Origin of the sequence: Amycolatopsis sp., from assembly GCF_025464955.1 — a bacterium.
Taxonomy (GTDB): domain Bacteria; phylum Actinomycetota; class Actinomycetes; order Mycobacteriales; family Pseudonocardiaceae; genus Amycolatopsis.
The window spans coordinates 35,223-54,417 of the sequence record NZ_JAODNM010000016.1; the positions used below are offsets into that span (position 1 = coordinate 35,223).

Annotated in this window: 19 protein-coding genes, 1 pseudogene and 2 riboswitches; of the genes and pseudogenes, 10 read left to right on the plus strand and 10 right to left on the minus strand. The window is 69.2% G+C overall.

Features of this window, described 5'->3' with window-relative positions:
- The first annotated feature begins 54 nt into the window (after positions 1-54).
- From JWQ81_RS02210 to JWQ81_RS02225, 4 genes are all read left to right on the plus strand, one after another.
- Positions 55-348: a GlsB/YeaQ/YmgE family stress response membrane protein gene (locus JWQ81_RS02210; protein WP_297537052.1), complete on the plus strand. Its 294-nt coding sequence runs from the start codon at positions 55-57 to the stop codon at positions 346-348.
- A gap of 441 nt (positions 349-789) precedes the next feature.
- Positions 790-1,509 (plus strand): phosphatidylserine decarboxylase, encoded by a 720-nt coding sequence (locus tag JWQ81_RS02215; protein ID WP_297537053.1) that lies wholly within the window; start codon positions 790-792, stop codon positions 1,507-1,509.
- A gap of 4 nt (positions 1,510-1,513) precedes the next feature.
- Positions 1,514-2,482, plus strand: coding sequence for a CDP-diacylglycerol--serine O-phosphatidyltransferase (pssA, locus tag JWQ81_RS02220; protein ID WP_297537054.1), 969 nt, complete (start codon positions 1,514-1,516; stop codon positions 2,480-2,482).
- Between the two features lie 128 nt (positions 2,483-2,610).
- Positions 2,611-4,899 (plus strand): AAA family ATPase, encoded by a 2,289-nt coding sequence (locus tag JWQ81_RS02225; protein ID WP_297537055.1) that lies wholly within the window; start codon positions 2,611-2,613, stop codon positions 4,897-4,899.
- A 72-nt stretch (positions 4,900-4,971) separates the two neighbouring features.
- Here the strand turns inward: JWQ81_RS02225 and JWQ81_RS02230 are convergent, their stop codons facing one another.
- Together JWQ81_RS02230 and JWQ81_RS02235 are read right to left on the minus strand one after the other, a co-directional pair.
- The gene (locus JWQ81_RS02230) at positions 4,972-5,607 is read right to left on the minus strand and encodes a LytR C-terminal domain-containing protein (RefSeq protein ID WP_297537056.1); all 636 of its coding nucleotides are present in this window, start codon (positions 5,605-5,607) and stop codon (positions 4,972-4,974) included.
- Complete coding sequence (locus tag JWQ81_RS02235; protein WP_297537057.1) at positions 5,604-5,936, minus strand: DUF3263 domain-containing protein; 333 nt, start codon at positions 5,934-5,936, stop codon at positions 5,604-5,606. Before JWQ81_RS02235 ends, JWQ81_RS02230 begins: the two co-directional genes overlap by 4 nt.
- A gap of 165 nt (positions 5,937-6,101) precedes the next feature.
- Here JWQ81_RS02235 and JWQ81_RS02240 point away from each other — a divergent pair, with 165 nt between their 5' ends.
- The gene (locus JWQ81_RS02240; RefSeq protein ID WP_297537058.1) at positions 6,102-6,677 is read left to right on the plus strand and encodes a peptide deformylase; all 576 of its coding nucleotides are present in this window, start codon (positions 6,102-6,104) and stop codon (positions 6,675-6,677) included.
- Between the two features lie 64 nt (positions 6,678-6,741).
- Here the strand turns inward: JWQ81_RS02240 and JWQ81_RS02245 are convergent, their stop codons facing one another.
- Positions 6,742-8,922, minus strand: coding sequence for a glycoside hydrolase family 15 protein (locus tag JWQ81_RS02245; protein ID WP_297537059.1), 2,181 nt, complete (start codon positions 8,920-8,922; stop codon positions 6,742-6,744).
- Positions 8,923-9,095: 173 nt separating this feature from the next.
- Positions 9,096-9,224: riboswitch (TPP riboswitch) on the plus strand.
- Here JWQ81_RS02245 and thiC point away from each other — a divergent pair.
- Entirely contained in the window at positions 9,219-10,850 is a 1,632-nt protein-coding gene (thiC, locus tag JWQ81_RS02250; RefSeq protein WP_297537060.1) for a phosphomethylpyrimidine synthase ThiC, read from the plus strand. Its footprint overlaps the riboswitch before it by 6 nt.
- The gene (gene thiD / locus JWQ81_RS02255) at positions 10,847-11,668 is read left to right on the plus strand and encodes a bifunctional hydroxymethylpyrimidine kinase/phosphomethylpyrimidine kinase (RefSeq protein WP_297537061.1); all 822 of its coding nucleotides are present in this window, start codon (positions 10,847-10,849) and stop codon (positions 11,666-11,668) included. Before thiC ends, thiD (JWQ81_RS02255) begins: the two co-directional genes overlap by 4 nt.
- A 247-nt stretch (positions 11,669-11,915) precedes the next feature.
- Here thiD (JWQ81_RS02255) and JWQ81_RS02260 read toward each other — a convergent pair whose 3' ends face one another.
- On the minus strand, positions 11,916-12,314 hold the full coding sequence (locus JWQ81_RS02260) for a helix-turn-helix domain-containing protein (protein WP_297537062.1): 399 nt from the start codon (positions 12,312-12,314) through the stop codon (positions 11,916-11,918).
- Positions 12,315-12,408: 94 nt separating this feature from the next.
- Between JWQ81_RS02260 and JWQ81_RS02265 the strand changes: the two genes are divergently transcribed.
- On the plus strand, positions 12,409-13,335 hold the full coding sequence (locus JWQ81_RS02265; RefSeq protein ID WP_297537063.1) for an NADP-dependent oxidoreductase: 927 nt from the start codon (positions 12,409-12,411) through the stop codon (positions 13,333-13,335).
- A gap of 83 nt (positions 13,336-13,418) precedes the next feature.
- Here JWQ81_RS02265 and JWQ81_RS02270 read toward each other — a convergent pair whose 3' ends face one another.
- Positions 13,419-14,441, minus strand: a complete 1,023-nt coding sequence (locus JWQ81_RS02270) for a phosphatidylinositol-specific phospholipase C domain-containing protein (RefSeq protein ID WP_297537064.1) — start codon at positions 14,439-14,441, stop codon at positions 13,419-13,421.
- Between the two features lie 117 nt (positions 14,442-14,558).
- Here JWQ81_RS02270 and thiD (JWQ81_RS02275) point away from each other — a divergent pair, with 117 nt between their 5' ends.
- Complete coding sequence (gene thiD / locus JWQ81_RS02275) at positions 14,559-15,392, plus strand: bifunctional hydroxymethylpyrimidine kinase/phosphomethylpyrimidine kinase (RefSeq protein WP_297537065.1); 834 nt, start codon at positions 14,559-14,561, stop codon at positions 15,390-15,392.
- Here thiD (JWQ81_RS02275) and JWQ81_RS02280 read toward each other — a convergent pair.
- From JWQ81_RS02280 to thiO, 4 genes are all read right to left on the minus strand, one after another.
- Positions 15,389-15,820 carry a MarR family transcriptional regulator gene (locus JWQ81_RS02280; RefSeq protein ID WP_297537066.1) on the minus strand — a complete coding sequence of 144 codons (432 nt, stop codon included), beginning with the start codon at positions 15,818-15,820 and terminating at the stop codon, positions 15,389-15,391. The two genes, thiD (JWQ81_RS02275) and JWQ81_RS02280, sit on opposite strands and share 4 nt — an antisense overlap.
- Before the next feature lie 97 nt (positions 15,821-15,917).
- Positions 15,918-16,691, minus strand: coding sequence for a thiazole synthase (locus JWQ81_RS02285; RefSeq protein WP_297537067.1), 774 nt, complete (start codon positions 16,689-16,691; stop codon positions 15,918-15,920).
- Positions 16,684-16,884, minus strand: a complete 201-nt coding sequence (thiS, locus tag JWQ81_RS02290; RefSeq protein WP_297537068.1) for a sulfur carrier protein ThiS — start codon at positions 16,882-16,884, stop codon at positions 16,684-16,686. The genes JWQ81_RS02285 and thiS overlap by 8 nt, the downstream gene beginning before the upstream one ends.
- Positions 16,884-17,972, minus strand: coding sequence for a glycine oxidase ThiO (gene thiO / locus JWQ81_RS02295; RefSeq protein ID WP_297537069.1), 1,089 nt, complete (start codon positions 17,970-17,972; stop codon positions 16,884-16,886). The genes thiS and thiO overlap by 1 nt, the downstream gene beginning before the upstream one ends.
- A riboswitch (TPP riboswitch) is annotated at positions 17,966-18,073 on the minus strand. Its footprint overlaps the gene before it by 7 nt.
- Before the next feature lie 30 nt (positions 18,074-18,103).
- On the opposite strand from thiO, the gene thiE reads away from it, so the two are divergent.
- Entirely contained in the window at positions 18,104-18,769 is a 666-nt protein-coding gene (thiE, locus tag JWQ81_RS02300) for a thiamine phosphate synthase (RefSeq protein WP_297537070.1), read from the plus strand.
- Positions 18,770-19,003: 234 nt separating this feature from the next.
- On the opposite strand, the pseudogene JWQ81_RS02305 reads toward thiE, so the two are convergent.
- Positions 19,004-19,195: pseudogene (locus tag JWQ81_RS02305) on the minus strand (IS4 family transposase); the annotation flags it as partial.

A 19,195-nucleotide genomic window follows, 5' to 3' on the forward strand; every position in this document is an offset into this window, starting at 1 on the left:
GTTGTGCAATGAGTCTTGTCCATCCGCTCCGCAGGGTCGCCGTACGCTGGGCGCATGAGCGTTCTTTCGTGGATCGTCTTCGGCGCCATTGCCGGCTGGGCGGCCAACCTGGTGGTCGGCGGCTCCGATCGCCGCAGGCAGGGCTGCCTGGTCAGCATCCTGGTCGGGGTGGTCGGCGCGGCGCTGGGCGGCCTGCTCTACCGGTGGATCACCGGGCAGCAGAAGGACTGGGGATTCAACTTCCCCAGCTTCGGCGTCGCCGTGCTCGGCGCTGTCGTCCTGCTGGCCGTCGTGCGGATCGCCGTCGGCATCGGCGGCCGGAACAAGCGCTCACGTGACCGCTTGTAACTTTTCTCGGACGAACGGTGATCAAGAGCGGTTTTCCGACTAAAGTAGGCGCTTCTCAGCAGCCAGATCCCGTGGCCGGGTGCGTGTGTCTCGTCGGGGGAGACACACGCACCCGGCCCGTCCACCAAGCCAGGCCGATAGCCGGTTCGGGCACGCTGAGGATGTCCTGCCGCCAGGCGCGAAGCAGTTCACCGAGGCGATCCGCCTCCGTTGAACAGGCTTGCATCGGCGCCTCCTTCAAGTGGACAACAAACGTGACTACCCAGCGTTATCGCGATTTTCGACGTTCCGTTACCTTTTTGTGGCCTATTCCACCCTTGGCGGTAGCGCCCACGCGGGGTAATGGGGCGGATCACCCAACCGCCACACCGGTTCGACGCGGCTGGCGGTAGCTTGGTGCGGCCATCACCACTACCCACGACTGCGGGGAACCCGAAGACCATGAGCGCCGCCAGGCCGGACTCCACCGGCAATCCGCTCGCGCACGCCGTCCAGCTCGCCCGCGAGACCATGCCGCCGATGCATCCGGCAGGTAGGCCGTTCGTGTTCGGCGGGATCGCGGCGACCCTGCTGCTGCGCAAGGCGTCCAAGCGCCTCGGCGTCGTCGGCGCGCTGGCCACCGTCGCCACGGCGGCGTTCTTCCGTGAGCCGAAGCGCGTGGCCCCGACCAGGGCCGGTCTCGCGATCGCTTCCGCGGACGGGCTGGTGTCACTGATCGAGGAGGCCACTCCGCCGCCCGAGCTCGGCCTTCCCGCCGAGCAGCGGCTGCGCGTGAGCGTCTTCCTCTCGGTGTTCGACGTGCACGTCCAGCGCACCCCGGCGAACGGCGTGATCGAGAAGATCGCCTACCGGCCTGGCAAGTTCCTCTCCGCCGACCTCGACAAGGCCAGCGAAGACAACGAGCGCAATTCCGTGCTGCTGCGCACCGAGGACGGCCACGAGCTGGTCGTGGTGCAGATCGCCGGGCTGATCGCGCGCCGGATCGTCTGCCAGGTCGCCGAGGGCGAGAAGGTCGACGCCGGGGCGACGTACGGCCTGATCCGCTTCGGCTCCCGCGTCGACCTGTACCTGCCACCGGGCAGCGAGCTGCTCGTGTCGAAGGGGCAACGCACGGTCGGCGGCGAAACCCCGATCGCCCAGCTGCCGTTACCGAAGGGCTGAGGACATGCTGCGTGTCCCCACGCCCGGCGTGCGGCTACTGCCCAACGCCATCACGGTCCTCGCGCTGTGCGCCGGGCTGTCCGCGGTCCAGTTCGCGCTGAGCGGCAACTATTCGATGGCGATCGGGTCGATCGGTATCGCCGCGGTGCTCGACAGCCTCGACGGGCGCATCGCGCGGCTGCTCGACGCGACGTCGAAGATGGGCGCCGAGCTCGACTCGCTGTCCGACGCGATCTCGTTCGGCGTCGCGCCCGCGCTGGTGCTCTACATCTGGAACGTCGACACCCAGCACATCAGCTGGATCGTGTCGCTGGTGTTCGCCGTCTGCATGATCCTGCGGCTGGCGCGGTTCAACACCTTCCTCGACGACACCGAGCAACCGCCGTACGCGGGCGAGTTCTTCGTCGGCGTCCCGGCGCCGGCCGGCGGCCTGCTGGCGCTGCTGCCGCTGATCATCACCATCGAGTACGGCCAGGGCTGGTGGTCGTCACGGGCCGCGGTGTGGATCTGGACGATCGGCGTCGCCGCGTTGCTGATCAGCCGCATCCCGACACTGTCGCTGAAGACCGTGCGCGCCCCGGCGAAGGCCATCGCGCCGCTGCTGGTCGGCGTCTGCCTGCTGGCCGCGCTGATCATCCTGTACCCGTTCGTCGCGCTGGGGATCGCGCTGCTGCTGTACCTCGCGCACATCCCGTACGCGGTGTACCGCAACCGCTGGCTGGCTGGGCACCCGGAAGCCTGGGCCGTGCCGCCGCGCGAGCGCCGCGCGATCCGCCGGGCCCGCAGCCCGCGCCGCCTCGGCCTGCGTCCGCCGCTGCGACGCCGTGTCGCCGGAGCCGCCATGCGCGCCGTCCGCCTGCCGCGCAACAGCGACCAGCACCTCGCCCGCCGCACGTACTCCGCCGAAGGCAAGGAGCGCGGCGAACGCCGTCGCAGCTGGCGCCAGATCGGCCTCCGCCAACGCGGCAAGTAACCACCCTGGATCGCAACTCGCCGTCGAGTTGCGATCTCTTAGAAACTAAGAGACCCCACAAAAGCGCAAAAGCGCGGCGCCGGCGCTGGGGCTGCACGCCGGGGGTCGATGACCAATAGGGTGGTCGGGTGAGCGATCCCCAGATCACGTTGACCGTCCGGCACACCCCATCCGCGCTGGATTCACGCCGCGGGGTCGTCCGGCTCCACCCCGAAGTGCTCGACGCGCTGGGCCTGCGGGCCTGGGACGCGGTGCATCTCACCGGGGCCAGGGTGAGCGCCGCGCTGGCCGCGCCCGCCGGTGGTGAAGCCGTGCCGGGGGTGGTGCTCGCCGACGACGTGACGATGTCGAACCTGGGGGTCACCGAGGGTTCCGAGATCGTGGTGGCCCCGGCGGAGGTGTCCGCCGCCCGCACCGTGACGGTCGCGGGCTCGAAACTGGCCTCGAGCGCGCTGACGCCGCATGTGCTGCGGCTGGCGCTGATCGGCAAGGTGCTGACGGTCGGCGACGCGGTGTCGTTGCTGCCGCAGGACCTCGCCCCGCCGCCCGGTTCCGACGTCGGCGCGCTCCGCGGCCAGCTGTCCCGCGCGATCGGCATGACCTGGACCAACGAGCTGCTCACCGTCACCGCTGCCGATCCGGCCGGACCGGTCGCGGTAGGACAGTCCACTGTGGTCAGCTGGCGCGACGGCGCCCGGACCGGCGAGACCCCGGCCGCGCCGCCGGTCCGCACCGGGACGACCGTGGTGACCATCGCGCCCGTCTCGTCCGGTGACGACTTCATCGACGCGGAGATCGTCGAGGACGCCGACGTGGACGACGCCGCTGCCGCTGTCGAGGACGTCCCGCTGTTGGCCGATCTCGCCGGTGCCCAGACTCAGGCGCGCAAGCTGTCCGAGTGGTTCGACCTGGCCTTTCACCGTCCGGAGCTGCTCGCGAAGCTCGGCACGTCCGGACGTCTCGGGGTGCTGCTCACCGGGCCCGAAGGCGTCGGCAAGGCCACGCTGGTCCGCGCGGTCGCCAAGGCCGAAGACGTCCGGGTGGTTGCGCTCGCCGCCCCGACCATCGCCGTGCTGGAACCCAACGCGGCGGCGTCACGGCTGCGCGACGCGATCGGACACGCCAGGAACGGCCCCGGCGCGGCGGTCCTGCTGATTACCGATATCGACGTGCTGCTGCCGTCGAGCCAGCCGCCCCCGCTCGCCACCGTCGTCCTCGATGAGCTGCGCAAAGCATTGGGCCGCAGCGACTTCGCACTGGTCGCCACGACGGCTCGGGCGGAGTCGGTCGACCCCCGGCTGCGTGGCGCGGACCTGCTGGACCGCGAGCTCGGGCTGCCGCTGCCGGAGGCCAAGGTCCGGACCGAGCTGCTGCAGATCCTGCTCAAGGACGTGCCGGTGGAACCGGGGCTGGATGTCCGAGTGCTCGCCGAACGCACCCCGGGCTTCGTCGCCGCGGACCTCGTCGCCCTGCGTCGCGACGCTGCGCTGCGGGCGGCGTTGCGGCAGCTCGACGCCGGTGAGCCCCGAGTGTCGCAACAGGACCTGCTCGACGCGCTGGACACCGTCCGGCCGATCTCGATGTCCACTTCGGACGTTCTGGCCACCGGCGGGCTCGGTCTCGACGACGTCGGCGGCATGACGGACGTCAAGGCGTCGCTCACCGAAGCCGTGCTTTGGCCGCTGCGGTACCCGGATTCGTTCGCGCGCCTGGGTATCGCGCCGCCGCGAGGCGTGCTGCTCTACGGGCCGCCGGGCGGCGGCAAGACGTTCCTCGTAAGGGCGCTGGCCGGGACCGGCGCGCTCAACGTGTTCGCCGTCAAGGGCGCCGAGCTGCTGGACAAGTGGGTCGGCGAGTCCGAACGCGCGGTGCGCGAGCTGTTCCGCCGCGCCGCCGAGGCCGCGCCGTCCCTGATCTTCCTCGACGAGATCGACGCGCTCGCGCCTCGACGCGGGCAGTCTTCGGACTCCGGCGTGGCCGACCGCGTCGTCGCCGCGCTGCTCACCGAGCTCGACGGCGTCGAACCGATGCGCGAGGTCGTCGTGCTCGGCGCGACCAACCGGCCCGAACTGGTCGACCCCGCGCTGCTGCGGCCGGGCAGGCTCGAGCGCCTCGTCTACGTGCCACCGCCCACGGCGGAAGGCCGCGCGGACATCCTGCGCGCGACCTCGAAGAACACCCCGCTGGCCGACGACGTCGACCTCGACGAGCTGGCGTCCACTTTGGATCGCTACTCGGCCGCCGACTGCGCCGCGCTCATCCGCGAAGGTGCGCTGACGGCGATGCGGGAATCACTCGAGGCCAGCGTCGTGACCGCCGCGCACCTGGCCAAGGCCCGCGACGCCGTGCGGCCGTCACTGGACCCGGCCCAGCTGGCGGCCCTCGAGGCCTACGCCAAGGGCCGCCAGGCCGACTGAGGCTGTGGCCGGCTCGTGAGTGTTCCGGCTGGTTAGAACCAGGTTAGAACCGGCCGGAACACTCACGAGCCGCTAGCTGCCGGACTTGCCGCCGGCCTGGTAGTTGTTGGTCACGATCACGATGACGCCGGGGCTCGACGCGGCAATGCCGTCGAACCGCGCGGCGGACTCCATGCCGAAGGCTGCGGCGAGGGCCTTCGCGGCCGTCTCCTCGTCGGTGCCCGGCCGGTAGTAGGCCGTGGTCTTCGGAATGACGCCGTCCGGGTAGTTGCTGACGTCGGCGACCGTCCAGCCCTGGGCGCGGAAGTCGTTGGCGGCACGGGCGGCGAGGCCTTTGATCGTGCTGTTGTTGTAGACCCGGACGGTCACCAGCTTGGCCGGGTCCTGCGTGCCGGCGCCGGGCTGACCCGGGCTCGCGGTGCCACCCGGCTGGCCAGGCTGGCCCTGCCCCGTGGACGAAGGGGTCGAGGGGGTCGACGGCGGGACACTCGACGAAGACGCCGGCGGAGGCGCGGCAGATGACGCGCTCGACGACGGCGTGGACGAGCTGCTCGGGGGCGACGACGGGCCGCCCGGTGCGGCGTTGTCGTTCGAACTGCTGCTGTTCAGCACCGTGATGCCGCCGACGACGGCCGCGGCCACCGCCACCGCGATCAACGCCACCCCAGCCGCCTTCAGCGGTCGGGAGAGGCCGGAAAACACACTCATGGCAACTCAATCCCCAGACGCCGTGCCGCTCGGTTGCGCTGCCGCACGGCCCGCATCTTGCGCAGGCGCTTCACGAGCATCGGATCCGCCTGCATAGCTTCCTGCTTGTCGATCAGCTGATTCAGGACCTGGTAGTACCGCGTCGACGACATCTCGAACGTCTCGCGGATCGCCTTCTCCTTGGCACCGGAGTACTTCCACCACTGGCGCTCGAAGGCCAGTACCTCGACCTCGCGGGCGGAGAGGCCTCCGGCCGGGTCGTCGGCCGGTGCGTGCGGGGACGGCTGGGCATCCTCGGATGACCCTGCCCTCGACTCCGCGGCGTCCATCTGACTCCTCACAATCAGGATCGTGCTCCAGCGGCGATCGGGCGTCGGCGAATCACACGGTTGTCATTCCGCACGCGCCATTACATCACGTGCGGTGCGGTCACCGCGGGCATCTGGACCGGCGCGTCTTGGTCTACCAGAAAGGTCTGACTAAAATGGGCGCCCGTGACCGTTCATGCCATCCGAATCGCCGGCGACCCCGTGCTGCATCAGCCCGCCCGCGAGATCACCGAGTTCGACGCGGCACTGCGCACGCTGACCGAAGACATGTTCGAGACGATGTACGCGGCGGAGGGCGTCGGCCTCGCGGCCAACCAGATCGGCCTCGACCTGCGGGTCTTCGTCTACGACTGCCCGGACGACGACGGCGCCCGGCACAAGGGCCTCGTCATCAACCCGAAGATCGAGACCTCCGAGATCCCGGAGACCATGCCGGACCCCGACGACGACTGGGAAGGCTGCCTCTCCGCCCCCGGCGAGTCGTACCCGACCGGCCGCGCGACCTGGGCGAAGGTGACCGGCGTCGACGTCGAGGGCAACCCGGTCGAGGTCGAAGGCACCGGCTACTTCGCGCGCTGCCTGCAGCACGAGACGGATCACCTGGACGGGTACATCTACCTCGACCGCCTCATCGGCCGCCACGCCCGCGAGGCGAAGCGCATGCTCAAGAACAACCAGTGGGGCATCCCCGGCCGCAGCTGGACCCCGCCCGCCGACCACGAAGACTACGAAGAGGCCTGAAGCTGCTGGACGTGAAGGCCACCTTCACAACGGATTGCGCAATGAAGGTGGCCTTCACGTCCAGTCAACACCCCAAAAAGTGGCAGCGGACGACGGCGGGTTGCTCGAGCACGGTGCCGGCGCGGACGGCCCAGGCCAGTCGCACGAACTGCGCGTGCGTCCAGGCCAGCGGGGTCGCCGACGCCGTGGGCGTGCCGGTCGGGAAGCCCGGCTGTCCCGAGGGCGCGTTCTCGTCCCACACCTGTTCGGGCATGGTGTCACTCGAACTGCTGACGCGGGCGAGGTCGTGCAGGCGTTGGGCGGCCGACGCGCGGTTGCCGTCGGCAAGGTCGTACTCGCCGCGTTCGCCGGCCAGCAGCGGCCACAGCCGTCCGAACGTCGTCCGGCTCTCGGCGGGGAACGTGAAGTCCCACGGTGAGCCGTCGGCCTGTTCGCCGTAGCCATCGTCCGTGTACCGGTGCCAGAACTGGCCGTTGGGCGTGGTGTACCCGATCTGCGCGTCGGTGACCTTGATGCTGTTGAGGATCACCGGGTCGTCGGCGCGGTAGACGCCGAGCCGCACCAGCTCGAGGAACCCGGCGTCGGTGACCGCGCGCTGGTCCATGGTGACGCTCGAGTTGCCGAGGTTGTACCGCGTGCCGGCGTCGGCGTTGCCGTCCTTGGTCAGCCGCACGAAGTACGGGGACTTCGACAGCGGGCCGTTCGTGGTGATCGTCTCGCGCGCAAGCCCGGCGCGGAAGGAATCGGCCGCCGCGAGGTACCGGGCTGCGTCGGCTGCGGCGCCGTTGTGCTGGGCGAGGTCGGCAGCGCAGACGAGCCCGGCGATCACCGACGCGATGGTCGACGGCGACCAGCCGTCCTGCTCCTCCCAGCGCTCCTGCTGCGTGTACGGCGAGGGCTGGCCGTTGTCTCCCTTGTACGCCAACAGGAACTCCGCTGCCTTACGCACGCCCTGCCAGGTCTTCTGGTCCGTGCGGCCGAGTTGCTGGGCGAGGATGATCGGGAACGCGGTCTCGTCGAGCTGAACGGACGTCCAGTACGGCTTGCCGTCGACCGCGGAGTTCTGCGGCAGGTGGCCGTCGGTCAGCTGCTGCGTGCCGAACATGAAGACCAGCGCCCGTTCCGCGGCCGGCTTGTCACCGGCGGCCAGCAGGCCCGTCGCGATCTGGTAGAGGTCTCGCGGCCACACCAGGTGATACGTGCCCGAAGGCGAAAACTGCGGGTCGTTGTTCCCGAAACGCCAAGGCATGCTCGGCGAAGCGATGAACGCGCCCGGGTGGAGCTTGTCCTCGCTCGCCGCGAGCGTCAGCACGGAAGCCTTGTACAGACTGCGTTCGTCCGCGGACTTCAGTGACGACGGCGCCCCGCTCACGCCGTGCAGGTAGCCACGCCAACCCGCGTCGTACGCACGCTCGACGTCGTCGAACGACCGGCGCTGCGAAGCGCGCGCGGCGCCGAGTGCCGCGTTCTCTTGTGCGTCAAGGCCGATGGCGACCTCGACGTGCCGTGCGCGAACACCGTCCACTGTGGTCTGTCCAGTGAGGACGACGTTGCCCTTGGTAGCCGTGCCGTAGTCGACAAGTTTGAACGTCTTCGCGAGCTGCGTCGGGCCGTCCGACGCCCCGGCGTAGCCGACGCTGGTGTGCGTGAACGCGGGTGATGCCGTGACGGCGGCCGCGGTTTTCGCGTCGTGGGCAAGGAGTGCGTTGCCGTCGGTGCGCGCCGAGTCGTCGCTGCCGTCGTTGGTGAGGTCCGGGTCCGCGGTGGCGTAGACGCGGTACGGATGCCCGGTCAGCGAAGTGAACTCGACGTCGACCAGCACGGTCGCGCGGGCCGGGTCGGTGACATAGGTCTTGTCTATCCGCCAGCGGTGCTGGTCGTCGGTGATCGTCTGCTCGTAGGTGAGCCCGTCGTCGCTGGTCCGGCGGACCTGCTGGGCGTGGGCCGACGAGTCGACCGTCGCGAACGTGCGGCCGTCGGTGACGACGAAGTCGAGCGAACGGATGCTCGGCGTCGACAGGTCCGGGTAGTAGACCTCGGACATTCGCCCACCCTGCAGGGTGAACCAAACATTGCTGGCCTTGGCCCGCGCGGTGCCGAAACCGGTCTTGTCCGCCGGGAGCCAACTCGGGTGCGCCCCGGGGGCGCCGGGCGCTTCTCCGCCGGGCGGCGCGGCCGCGGCCACCGCGGGCACGAGCCCCGCGACCAGTAGTCCGGCGAACGCCGCGAACATCGTCCTACGCATGTCGACCCCCAGAGAGTGCCGCCCCGCTTCGCTGCGGGAGCGCCTGAAGATTCTGACTGAAAACTCCCGCCTTCGCATGGTCCGATCCGGTAATTCGCCCACCGGAGCGGGGTGACGTGGGCGGCGCGGGGTTGAGTACTGGGCGCAGTCGTGGCATGGTCGGGGGACAACCGAACAGACACCGCGGGAGCTCGCGCTATGGCGGGCTGAGAGGGTGGCTGGTCCCAGCTGCGGGATCCGGCGCCACCGACCGCATGAACCTGACCGGGTAATGCCGGCGTAGGGAGTGCTTTCTTTTGACGACGTCAGAAATCCAGCCGAAGGTCACCACCGGTCCGATCACCGGGTCAGGCAAGGTCTACAACCAGACGGAATCCGGGCTCCGGGTACCGGCCAGGCGCGTGTCGCTGTCCAACGGCGACCATTTCGACGTCTACGACACGTCGGGTCCGTACACCGACCCGGACACCACCATCGACGTCCACAATGGACTGCACCGGCTGCGGGCAGGCTGGGCGGACGGCCGCGAGCACAAAACCCAACTGGCCTGGGCGAAAGCCGGGGTGATCACCCGCGAGATGGAGTACATCGCGACGCGGGAGCGGGTCGATCCGGAGCTCGTCCGGTCCGAGGTGGCGCGCGGTCGCGCGGTGATCCCGGTGAACCGCAAGCACCCGGAGAGCGAGCCGATGATCATCGGCAAGAAGTTCCTGGTGAAGATCAACGCGAACATGGGGAACTCGGCTGTCTGGTCCTCTGTGGAGGAAGAGGTCGACAAGATGGTGTGGGCCACCCGCTGGGGTGCCGACACGATCATGGACCTCTCGACCGGCAAACGGATCCACGAGACGCGCGAGTGGATCATCCGAAACTCGCCCGTCCCGGTCGGCACGGTGCCGATCTACCAGGCGCTGGAGAAGGTCAACGGGGAGCCGGAAAAGCTCACCTGGGAGATCTACCGCGACACCATCATCGAGCAGTGCGAGCAGGGTGTCGACTACATGACCGTGCACGCCGGCGTGCTGCTGCGGTTCATCCCGCTGACGGCCAGGCGCGTCACCGGGATCGTGTCGCGCGGTGGCGCGATCATGGCCGCGTGGTGCCTCGCGCATCACCAGGAATCCTTCCTGTACACGAACTTCGCCGAGCTGTGCGAGATTCTGAAGGCCTACGACGTCACGTTCTCCCTCGGCGACGGCCTGCGTCCGGGGTCGATCGCCGACGCGAACGACCGCGCGCAGTTCGCGGAGCTGGAAACCCTCGGCGAGCTGACGCACATCGCCCGCGCCCACGACGTGCAGGTGATGATCGAAGGTCCTGGACACGTGCCGATGCACAAGATCATGGAGAACGTCCGCCTGCAGGAAGAACTCTGTGACGAGGCGCCGTTCTACACCCTCGGTCCACTCGCGACGGACATCGCGCCGGCGTACGACCACATCACCTCCGCGATCGGCGCGGCGCAGATCGGCTGGGCCGGCACGGCGATGCTCTGCTACGTCACCCCGAAGGAGCACCTCGGCCTGCCGAACCGGGACGACGTAAAGACCGGCGTGATCACCTACAAGATCGCCGCGCACAGCGCCGACCTCGCCAAGGGGCATCCGCACGCGCAGGAGTGGGACGACGAACTGTCCAAGGCCCGCTTCGAATTCCGCTGGGAAGACCAGTTCAACCTGGCGCTCGACCCGGACACCGCGCGGTCCTATCACGACGAGACGCTGCCCGCGGAGGCCGCGAAGACCGCGCACTTCTGCTCGATGTGCGGGCCGAAGTTCTGCTCGATGCGGATCACCCAGGACGTCCGCAAGTACGCCGACGAACACGGACTGTCCACTGTGGAAGCAATCGACGCGGGCATGGCCGAGAAGTCGGCCGAGTTCGCCGACCACGGCAACAAGGTCTACCTGCCGGTGGTCAGTCCGTGACGGAAACCCCGCGCACCGCCCTCACCATCGCCGGATCCGACTCCGGCGGTGGTGCGGGCATTCAGGCCGACCTCCGCACGTTCTTCGCGTGCGGCGTGCACGGCCTGGTCTCGCTGACCGCCGTCACCGTGCAGAACTCTCTGGGCGTCCAGGGTTTCACCGAAATCCCGGCAGAAGTCGTCGCGGCGCAGATCAAGGCCGTCGCCCAGGACATGGGCGTCAACGCCGCGAAAACGGGCATGCTGGCGACCGCGGAGATCATCCGCACGGTCGCGAAGACGCTCGACGAGGTCCACATCGGACGCGACACCGGCGTTCCGTTCGTCGTCGACCCGGTCGCCGCGTCGATGACCGGACACGCGCTGCTGCGCGAAGAGGCGCTGGAGGCAATCCGCACAGAGTTGTTCCCGCGGGCGACGTTGATCACCCCGAACCTCGACGAGGTCAAGCTGCTGACCGGAGTTTCGGTGTCGGACAAGGAAAGCCAGTACGCGGCGGCGCGGGCGCTGTTGGAGTTCGGGTCGACGTGGGTGCTGGTCAAGGGCGGACACATGTATGACGACCCGCACTGCGTCGACCTGCTCTCGGACGGCCGCGAGTTCGTCGAGCTCTCCGGGCACCGGTACGACACCGAGAACACCCACGGCGGCGGCGACACGATGGCCTCGGCCATCACCGCGGCCCTGGCGAAGGGCGCGACAGTCCCCGACGCCGTCGCCCAGGGAAAGGAGTTCATCGAACGCTGTGTCGCCGAGGGTTACGCTCTCGGCGCCGGCGTCGGCCCGGTCTCACCCTTCTGGCGCCTCAAGGAGAGCTGAACGCGGAACTCACGGGTCGCGAGTGTGGGACTCGGCCGCCTGAGTGTGGGACTCGCGACACGCTGCGCGAGTCCCACGTTCAAACGCGCGAGTCCCACGTTCGCCACTGCCGTCCGCGAAGCGATCCGCGCCGCTTGACGGCAAGATCGGTCCCCGGCCGACCACACCATGACCGAAAGACGCAACTCGACGGCGAGTTGCGATGCTTAGCGTCCACAAGCATGGCACGTGGGACTCGCGTGGCGCGTTAGGTGACGGGGGTGAGGACGCGAGTGTCGTAGGCCTCGCGGGCGACGCGGATGCGGTCGAAGTTGCCCACGGTCCAGGTGCTGATCGCGTCGAGGTAGACGGTGATCTCGGTGCCCAGCTCGGTGTGCGCGTACTCGACGGTCGGCGGAGTCGTCGGGTACACAGTGCGCGTGACGAGGCCGTCGCGTTCGAGACTACGCAGGTTCTGGGTCAGCATCTTCTGGCTGATGCCGTCGACCGCGCGACGCAGTTCGCCGAAGCGATGGGGTCGCCTGCCGAGCGCGCCGAGGACCAGCGCGGTCCACTTGTTGGCGACCAGGTCGAGCACCTCACGGCAGGGACAACTGCGCAGATAGACGTCCCAGGGCGATTCTGGCTGCTCAAAGCTAGTTTCCATCAGGTACCTACCCTACAAAGAAGTGCCTTCTTTCGAAAAGGTACCAGCTGCCCCACGATGGTTCCAGACATTCGGAACGATCAAGGAGCGAGAAATGCGTGCGGTGACCCAGGATGAATTCGGCGGCCCGGAGGTGCTGCGGGTGGTCGAGACAGAGCTCCCGTCGCCCGGCGCGACCGAGGTGCTCGTGCGGGTCCATGCGGCCGGGATCAACCCCGTCGACTGGAAGTCGCGCGTCCAGGAGGTCTTCCTCGGCGCGCCACCGTTCATCCTCGGCTGGGACGTGTCCGGCGTCGTCGAGGAGGTCGGGTTCGGTGCCACCGGGTTCGAGGTCGGCGATGAAGTCCTTGGCATGCCTTGGTTTCCCCGCCAGGCCGGGGCGTACGCCGAGTACGTCACCGCGCCGTCGCGCCAGTTCGTGCGCAAGCCGTCCGGGCTGTCGCACGTCGAGGCCGCGGGCCTGCCGCTGGCCGGGCTGACGGCGTGGCAGGGGCTGGTCGACGTCGCGAATGTCCAAGCGGGACAACGTGTTCTGGTCGACGCGGCGGCCGGCGGGGTCGGGCACCTGGCGGTGCAGATCGCCAAGGCGCGCGGCGCGTATGTACTGGGGACGGCGAGCGCGCCGAAGCACGACTTCCTGCGGTCCCTCGGCGTCGACGAGCCGATCGACTACCACGACAAGAACGCGACCGCGACCGATCTCGATCTCGTGTACGGGCTGGTCGGCGAGCAGAGCGACCTGCGCTGGCTGACCGGAATCCGCAAGGGCGGCCTGCTGATCGGCGTCCCGGGCGGGGTCGCGGAGTCTGTTGGCGCGAAGGCGGACGAACTGGGCGTGCGGACCGCGCCGCAGCTCGTCGAGCCGGACCAGGTCGGGCTACTCGGGCTGACCGCGCTCGTCGACGCCGGTCACCTGCGGGTCCACGTCGAGCAGACGTTCCCGCTCGAAGAAGTCGGCAAGGCACACGAACTCGGCGAGACCGGCCGCCTCGCCGGCAAACTCGTCCTCACCGTGGTGTGACTGGTCCGCCGGCCGTGTAGCCGCACGTGAGTGTTCCGACCGGTTCTAACCCGGCCGGAACACTCACGAGCCCTAGTCGGAAGTCAGCCGCGCGGGAGGACCAGCGGCAGGACGGTGGTCAGGCCCGTCCAGTCCGCGGTGATCACGGAAGCGTGCTGCTTCGCGAGGTCGGTCACGCGCTGGGTGGCCTGGTCGACCGTCGGGGTGTGGGCGTCGATGGCCGGCGCGACGTTCTCGCCGTCCGTCATGACCAGGTAGTAGTGGTTCGAGTCGAACCACCACGGGCCGGTCTGGGTGACCCACGCGTTGGCATCCCCGTCGAACACGACGAACCACGGCTGCTGCGTCGAGGTGAACCTCGACCGCGGGTCGCCGGGGGCCGCGTTGTGCACGGTCGGGAAGATGTTCGCGTTGGCGAGCTGGCCTGAGTTCTTCAGGCCGATCAGGTAGTCCGCGTACTCGACGTCTGTGTGGTAAGTGTCCGTCGGGTTCTGCTCCTCGACCGTGCCGGGGATGATCTCGACGATCGACTTGCCTTTGAGCGAGTCGCGCGTAGCCCAGTTGTCCGCCTTCGACGCGGCGTCGAGCGTGGGGTAGTTCCCGAGCAGGTCGATCGGCTTGTAGATGTGGCCGCCGAGGTGTGCGTTGAAGGACGCGTCCAGCAGCGCCGGGCCCATGCCGGTGTTGGCGGAGAAGCCGGTCTTCATCTCGAGCTTGATCGTCAGCGGGCCCTTGTCGGGGTGCGCGTTCTGCCAGATCCGGATGTCGTCGAGGCAGTTCTCCAGGTTCTTGTTCTGGCCACCGGTGTAGAGGTCGGCCACGGTGTTCGCCGCCACGCAGTTGTTCTGGTTGCCCAGCGGGTTGCTGTGGCTGACCTTCCACTCGTGCGTGATGAAGTCCGGCCAGACATCGAGTTCGATCAGCGCGGAGCCCGCGTCGAGCGCCTGAGCGAGGTACGGGTAGGCGGCGGGGTCGTAGGTGTTGTGCACCCCGACCGTCGTCGCCCCGGAAAGCTTCGCCGGATCCGCGCCTGCTGTGGCGCTGGTGACCAGCGATCCCGCTACCAGCGCGCCAACCACCAGCGCTACCGAGGAGAATCTCATCATGTTCCCTTCACCGACCGGGAGTGTCGTCCGGCTAACACTGTGCCAACAGGATTGCCGCCACGTGAAGAGGGAATGGCCGAATGGACTAGACCAGAAGTCGGGAACGAGACTTATTACATGACGAAAACTTCGCCCCCTGTCACAGCATTGACCATCGCCGGCTCCGATTCCGGCGGTGCGGCGGGACTTCAGGCAGACCTCCGCACGTTCCTGACCTGCGGGGTTCACGGGCTCGTGGCGGTCACCGCGGTCACCGTGCAGAACACGCTGGGGGTGCACGACCGGGCCGACATCCCGCCGCACATCGTTGCCGGGCAGATCAAAGCTGTCTCGCAGGACATGGGCGTGGGCGCGGCGAAAACGGGGATGCTCGCGTCCGCGGAGATCATCCACGCCGTCGCGAAAGCCTGCGACGAAGCGGACATCGGCCGCGATCTGCGCGTACCGTTCGTCGTCGACCCGGTCGCCGCGTCGATGAGCGGACAGCCGTTGTTCGACGACGCCGGCTTGGCCGCGGTGCGCCACGAACTGCTGCCGAGGGCGACGGTGCTCACGCCGAACCTCGACGAGGTCCGGCTGCTCACCGGGATGACTGTGACCACCCGCGAGCAGATGCACCAGGCCGCCGCCGTTCTGCAGCGCCTCGGTCCGAAATACGTACTGGTCAAAGCCGGGCACCTGACCGAGGACCCGGAATGCGTCGACGTCCTGTTCGACGGCTCGAGGTTCGTCGAGCTACCCGGCCCGCGCTATCCGACGCCGCACACCCACGGAGCCGGCGATACCATGGCGTCCGCGCTCACGGCGGGCCTGGCGAAGGGGATGTCCGTCGTCGAGGCCGCTCGCTACGCCAAGTGGTTCGTTCAGAACGCCGTCGAGCACGCGTACCCGATGGGCGCCAAAGTCGGCCCGGTCTCGGCGTTCTGGCGGCTGGCTCCGGAGGAGTTCTAGTCTTCGTCGATCAAGAGGGCTTCGAGGGCAGGGAGAGCCACCTTGAGGGCCTCGCGGTGTTCCTCGGACAGCCTGTCGAGGCGGTTGTTGAGCTCCTGGACCCGCGTCGAGCGGACGCCCGAGATCAGCCGCACGCCCTCCTCGGTGGCCGTGGCGAGCCAGGCACGGCGGTCGACCGGGTCGGACTCGCGCCGGACGTATCCCGTCTCGACCAGCGACGCGATGATGCGGGACATCGTCGCGGCGGCCACGCCCTCCTTCGCCGCGAGGTCGCCGAGGCGCAGTTGCCCGTGGTTGACCAGCGTGGCCAGCGCCGAGATGGCGCCGTGCCCTGGCCCGGGGCTGCCCGCCTGCCGCAGTGAGCGGGAGAGCCTGCCGATGGCAAGGAACAGCCTGCCCGAAACGTCCTGTGTCGACGACGTGATCACCGCAAGCTCCTTAGCGTGGCCCGGCTGCTGACGCACCCGGGAAAGTGCCGTCAACGATACGTGCGAAACACGTGGATCCAGGTAAAGACTGGTGTTGTTAGCGCGGCGGACTCGAAGCTTGTGACCAAAAGCGCTGAGGTACCCGGCCTGCACCACGGGCGAGGCGGCCGGCGAGTACAGCGGCGCGCATCGCGGACGCCATCCGTTCGGGGTCCTTCGCCCGGGTGACGGCCGTCGACAGCAGCACCGCGTCACAGCCGAGCTCCATCGCGAGCGTGGCGTCCGACGCCGTGCCGATCCCGGCGTCGAGGATCACCGGGACCCCCGCCCGCGACACGATCAGCTCGATGTTGTGCGGGTTCCGGATGCCGAGCCCGGTGCCGATGGGCGCGCCGAGCGGCATCACCGCCGCACAGCCGGCTTCTTCGAGCCGAAGAGCCAGTACCGGGTCGTCGTTGGTGTAGGCGAACACCGTGAATCCGTCCGCGACCAGCTGTTCTGCCGCGTCGAGGGTCTCGAACGGATCCGGCAGCAGGGTGCGGTCGTCGGCGTGGACCTCGAGCTTGATGAGGTCGGTTTCCAGCGCTTCGCGGGCCAGACGCGCTGTCAGGACGGCCTCGGCGGCCGAGCGGCAGCCTGCCGTGTTCGGCAGCAGCCGGATGCCGAGGCGGCGCAGCAACTCCAGCACACCGGAGCCGCCGTCGGAGTCGGCGCGGCGCATCGCGACGGTCGTCAGTTCGGTGCCGGACGCGACCAGCGCACGTTCGAGCACGGCGAGGTTGGCGGCGCCGCCGGTGCCGATGATCAGCCGCGAGTCGAGCTTGTACTCGCCGATGACGAGCTGGTCGCCACCTAGTGAGACGTCAGCCACCCTGCACCGCCGTGAGGACGTCGAGCCGGGCGCCCTTGGGCACGACGACCTCGCTCCACTCACCGCGCCGGACGACTTCGCCGTCGAGCGCGACGGCCACGCCGCGCTCGGGCGCCTCGATCGCCGCCATCAACTCGGCCACTGTGGACTCGTCGGGGAAGTCCCGCCATTCGCCGTTGACCTGCACTTGCATCAGACTCGCTCCGTACTCTTCAGGCTCGGAAGGCGGCGCGGGTGAGCCGCCTCGGCGTGCGGGGGTAGCTCGGACCCGGCCAGCAGCGCGACGATCGCGTCGGCCGTGACGGGTGCGAGCAACAGCCCGTTGCGATGGTGTCCGGTAGCGGCGAGGACGCCGTCGCCAAGGTCCCCGATGAACGGGAGGTTGTCGACGCTGGCGGCACGCAGCCCGGCGGCCATCTCGACGAGTTCGTACTCGGCGATGCTGGGGAAGACGCGCTCGGCGCCTTCAAGCAGCTCACGGACGCCCCTAGCGGCGACGGTCTCGTCGAAACCGGCCTCGTACTGCGTCGCGCCGAGCACGAGCTCGCCGTCCGCCCTGGGCACGAGGTAGATCGGGCGGCCCTCGACGACCGCGCGCACGGTCCGTTCCGGCGGTGGCAGACAGCCGCGGCGCGGACGCAGGCGCAGGATCTCGCCCTTGAGCGGACGCACTCCCCCGGCCAACGCCGGGTGCAGCCGTCCGCTCCACGCTCCGGCTGCGATGACCACGACGTCCGCGTCGACGGATTCGACGTCGACAATGGTCTCGGTGACGAACTGAACGCCGCGTTGTTCCGCCGCTTTACGAAGGGAGACAAGGAGTTTCCGGTTGTCCACGGCGAGGTCTCCGGGCACGGAAAGTCCACTTCGGACGGACCCGCCGACGCCCGGTTCGAGGCGGCGGGCTTCCCGTCCGGTCAGGACTTCGACCTCGCGGCCGAGCGAGGTCAGGTACCCGGCGAGGATTTCGAGGTGCTCGACGTCTGCGCGATCGAGTCCGACGACGAGCGTGCCCTTCTCGGACAACCCCGGGTCGAAGCCCTCCTCGGCCAGCTCTCGGGCGAACGCCGGCCAACGGCGCAGGGACTCCTCGCCCAGGCTGAGGACGTCTTCCTCGCCCGGCCATGCCTCGGTGACGGGCGCCAGCATGCCGCCGGCCAGCCAGGACGCGCCGCGGCCCGGCGTGGGGTCATAGACGGTGACGCTGTGCCCGCGCCCGGCCGCGCGCCAGGCCACGGACAGGCCGATGACACCGCCGCCGACCACTGCGAGTTCACTCATGAGATCACGCTCCCTGCGCCGGCATGATCCGGATCAGGTTCCACGGTCGGAGCGCTGTCGGCTCCCTCTCAGCCCGTGCTCGGGCTCCCGTGCGGACCACCCCACCGTAGCGCGCGGGTACCCTCGCCGCCATGCCTGGGCTCAGTGGTGACCTGATCCGCAAACGCCTCGCCGACGCGCGGCTCTACCTGTGCACGGACGCGCGGACCGACCGCGGCGACCTCGCGGAGTTCGTCGACGCGGCCCTGTCCGGCGGCGTCGACGTCATCCAGCTCCGGGACAAGACCATCGAGGCGAAGCAGGAGCTGGCGGCGCTGGAGGTGCTCGCCGAAGCGTGCGCGCGGCATGGCGCGTTGCTGTCGGTGAACGACCGCGCCGACGTCGCGCTCGCCGTCGACGCGGACGTCCTGCACCTGGGCCAGGACGACATCCCCGTGTCGCTCGCACGCCGGATCCTGGGCGACGACGTCGTCATCGGCCGGTCGACGCACTCCGTCGAGCAGGCCACCGCGGCCGCCGACGAGGAGGGCACGGACTACTTCTGCACCGGCCCCTGCTGGCCGACACCGACCAAGCCCGGCCGCCCCGCGCCCGGCCTCGACCTCGTCCGCGCGACGGCCGCGCTCGGCACGTCACGGCCTTGGTTCGCGATTGGCGGCATCGACCTGGAACGCCTGCCCGAGGTCCTTGACGCCGGCGCGTCGCGGATCGTCGTCGTCCGCGCCCTCACCCACGCGGAGGACCCCACGGCCGCTGCCCGCACCCTGCGCGCCCAGGTGGCGGGGCACGTTTCGTGAGTGTTCCGGCCGGTTAGAACGCAATGCCACGTAGCTTAAGTCGATCTTGCTGTGTGGGTGAGGCTGTGCAGCACGATCGTGGGTGGGCTGGGGTGGCGTGTGCTTGCCGGTTCGGTGCGTTTCTTGACACGGTAAGCGTTGTGCCGTAAGCGTTTCACCGCGCGAGGGCAGCTGCGGTCCCGGCGCGGTGGGAGAGGTTTGCGGGTGATGTCGGCCATGATGGCCGGGAGTGCGTCAGCCCAGGTCTGAGGGGGGGAAACCCGCCGTGCCGGTAGCGGTACGGCGGGCGATGCGCAGGGCCCGGGTGTAGCTGATCCGGTCGGGGTCGAGGTCCGCGGCTTCAGCGGCTCGGGCGATGAGGACGCTGAGTGCGTAGTGCACGGTCAGCCACGCCCAGATCTCCTGATGCACCAGCTCAGGCAGCCG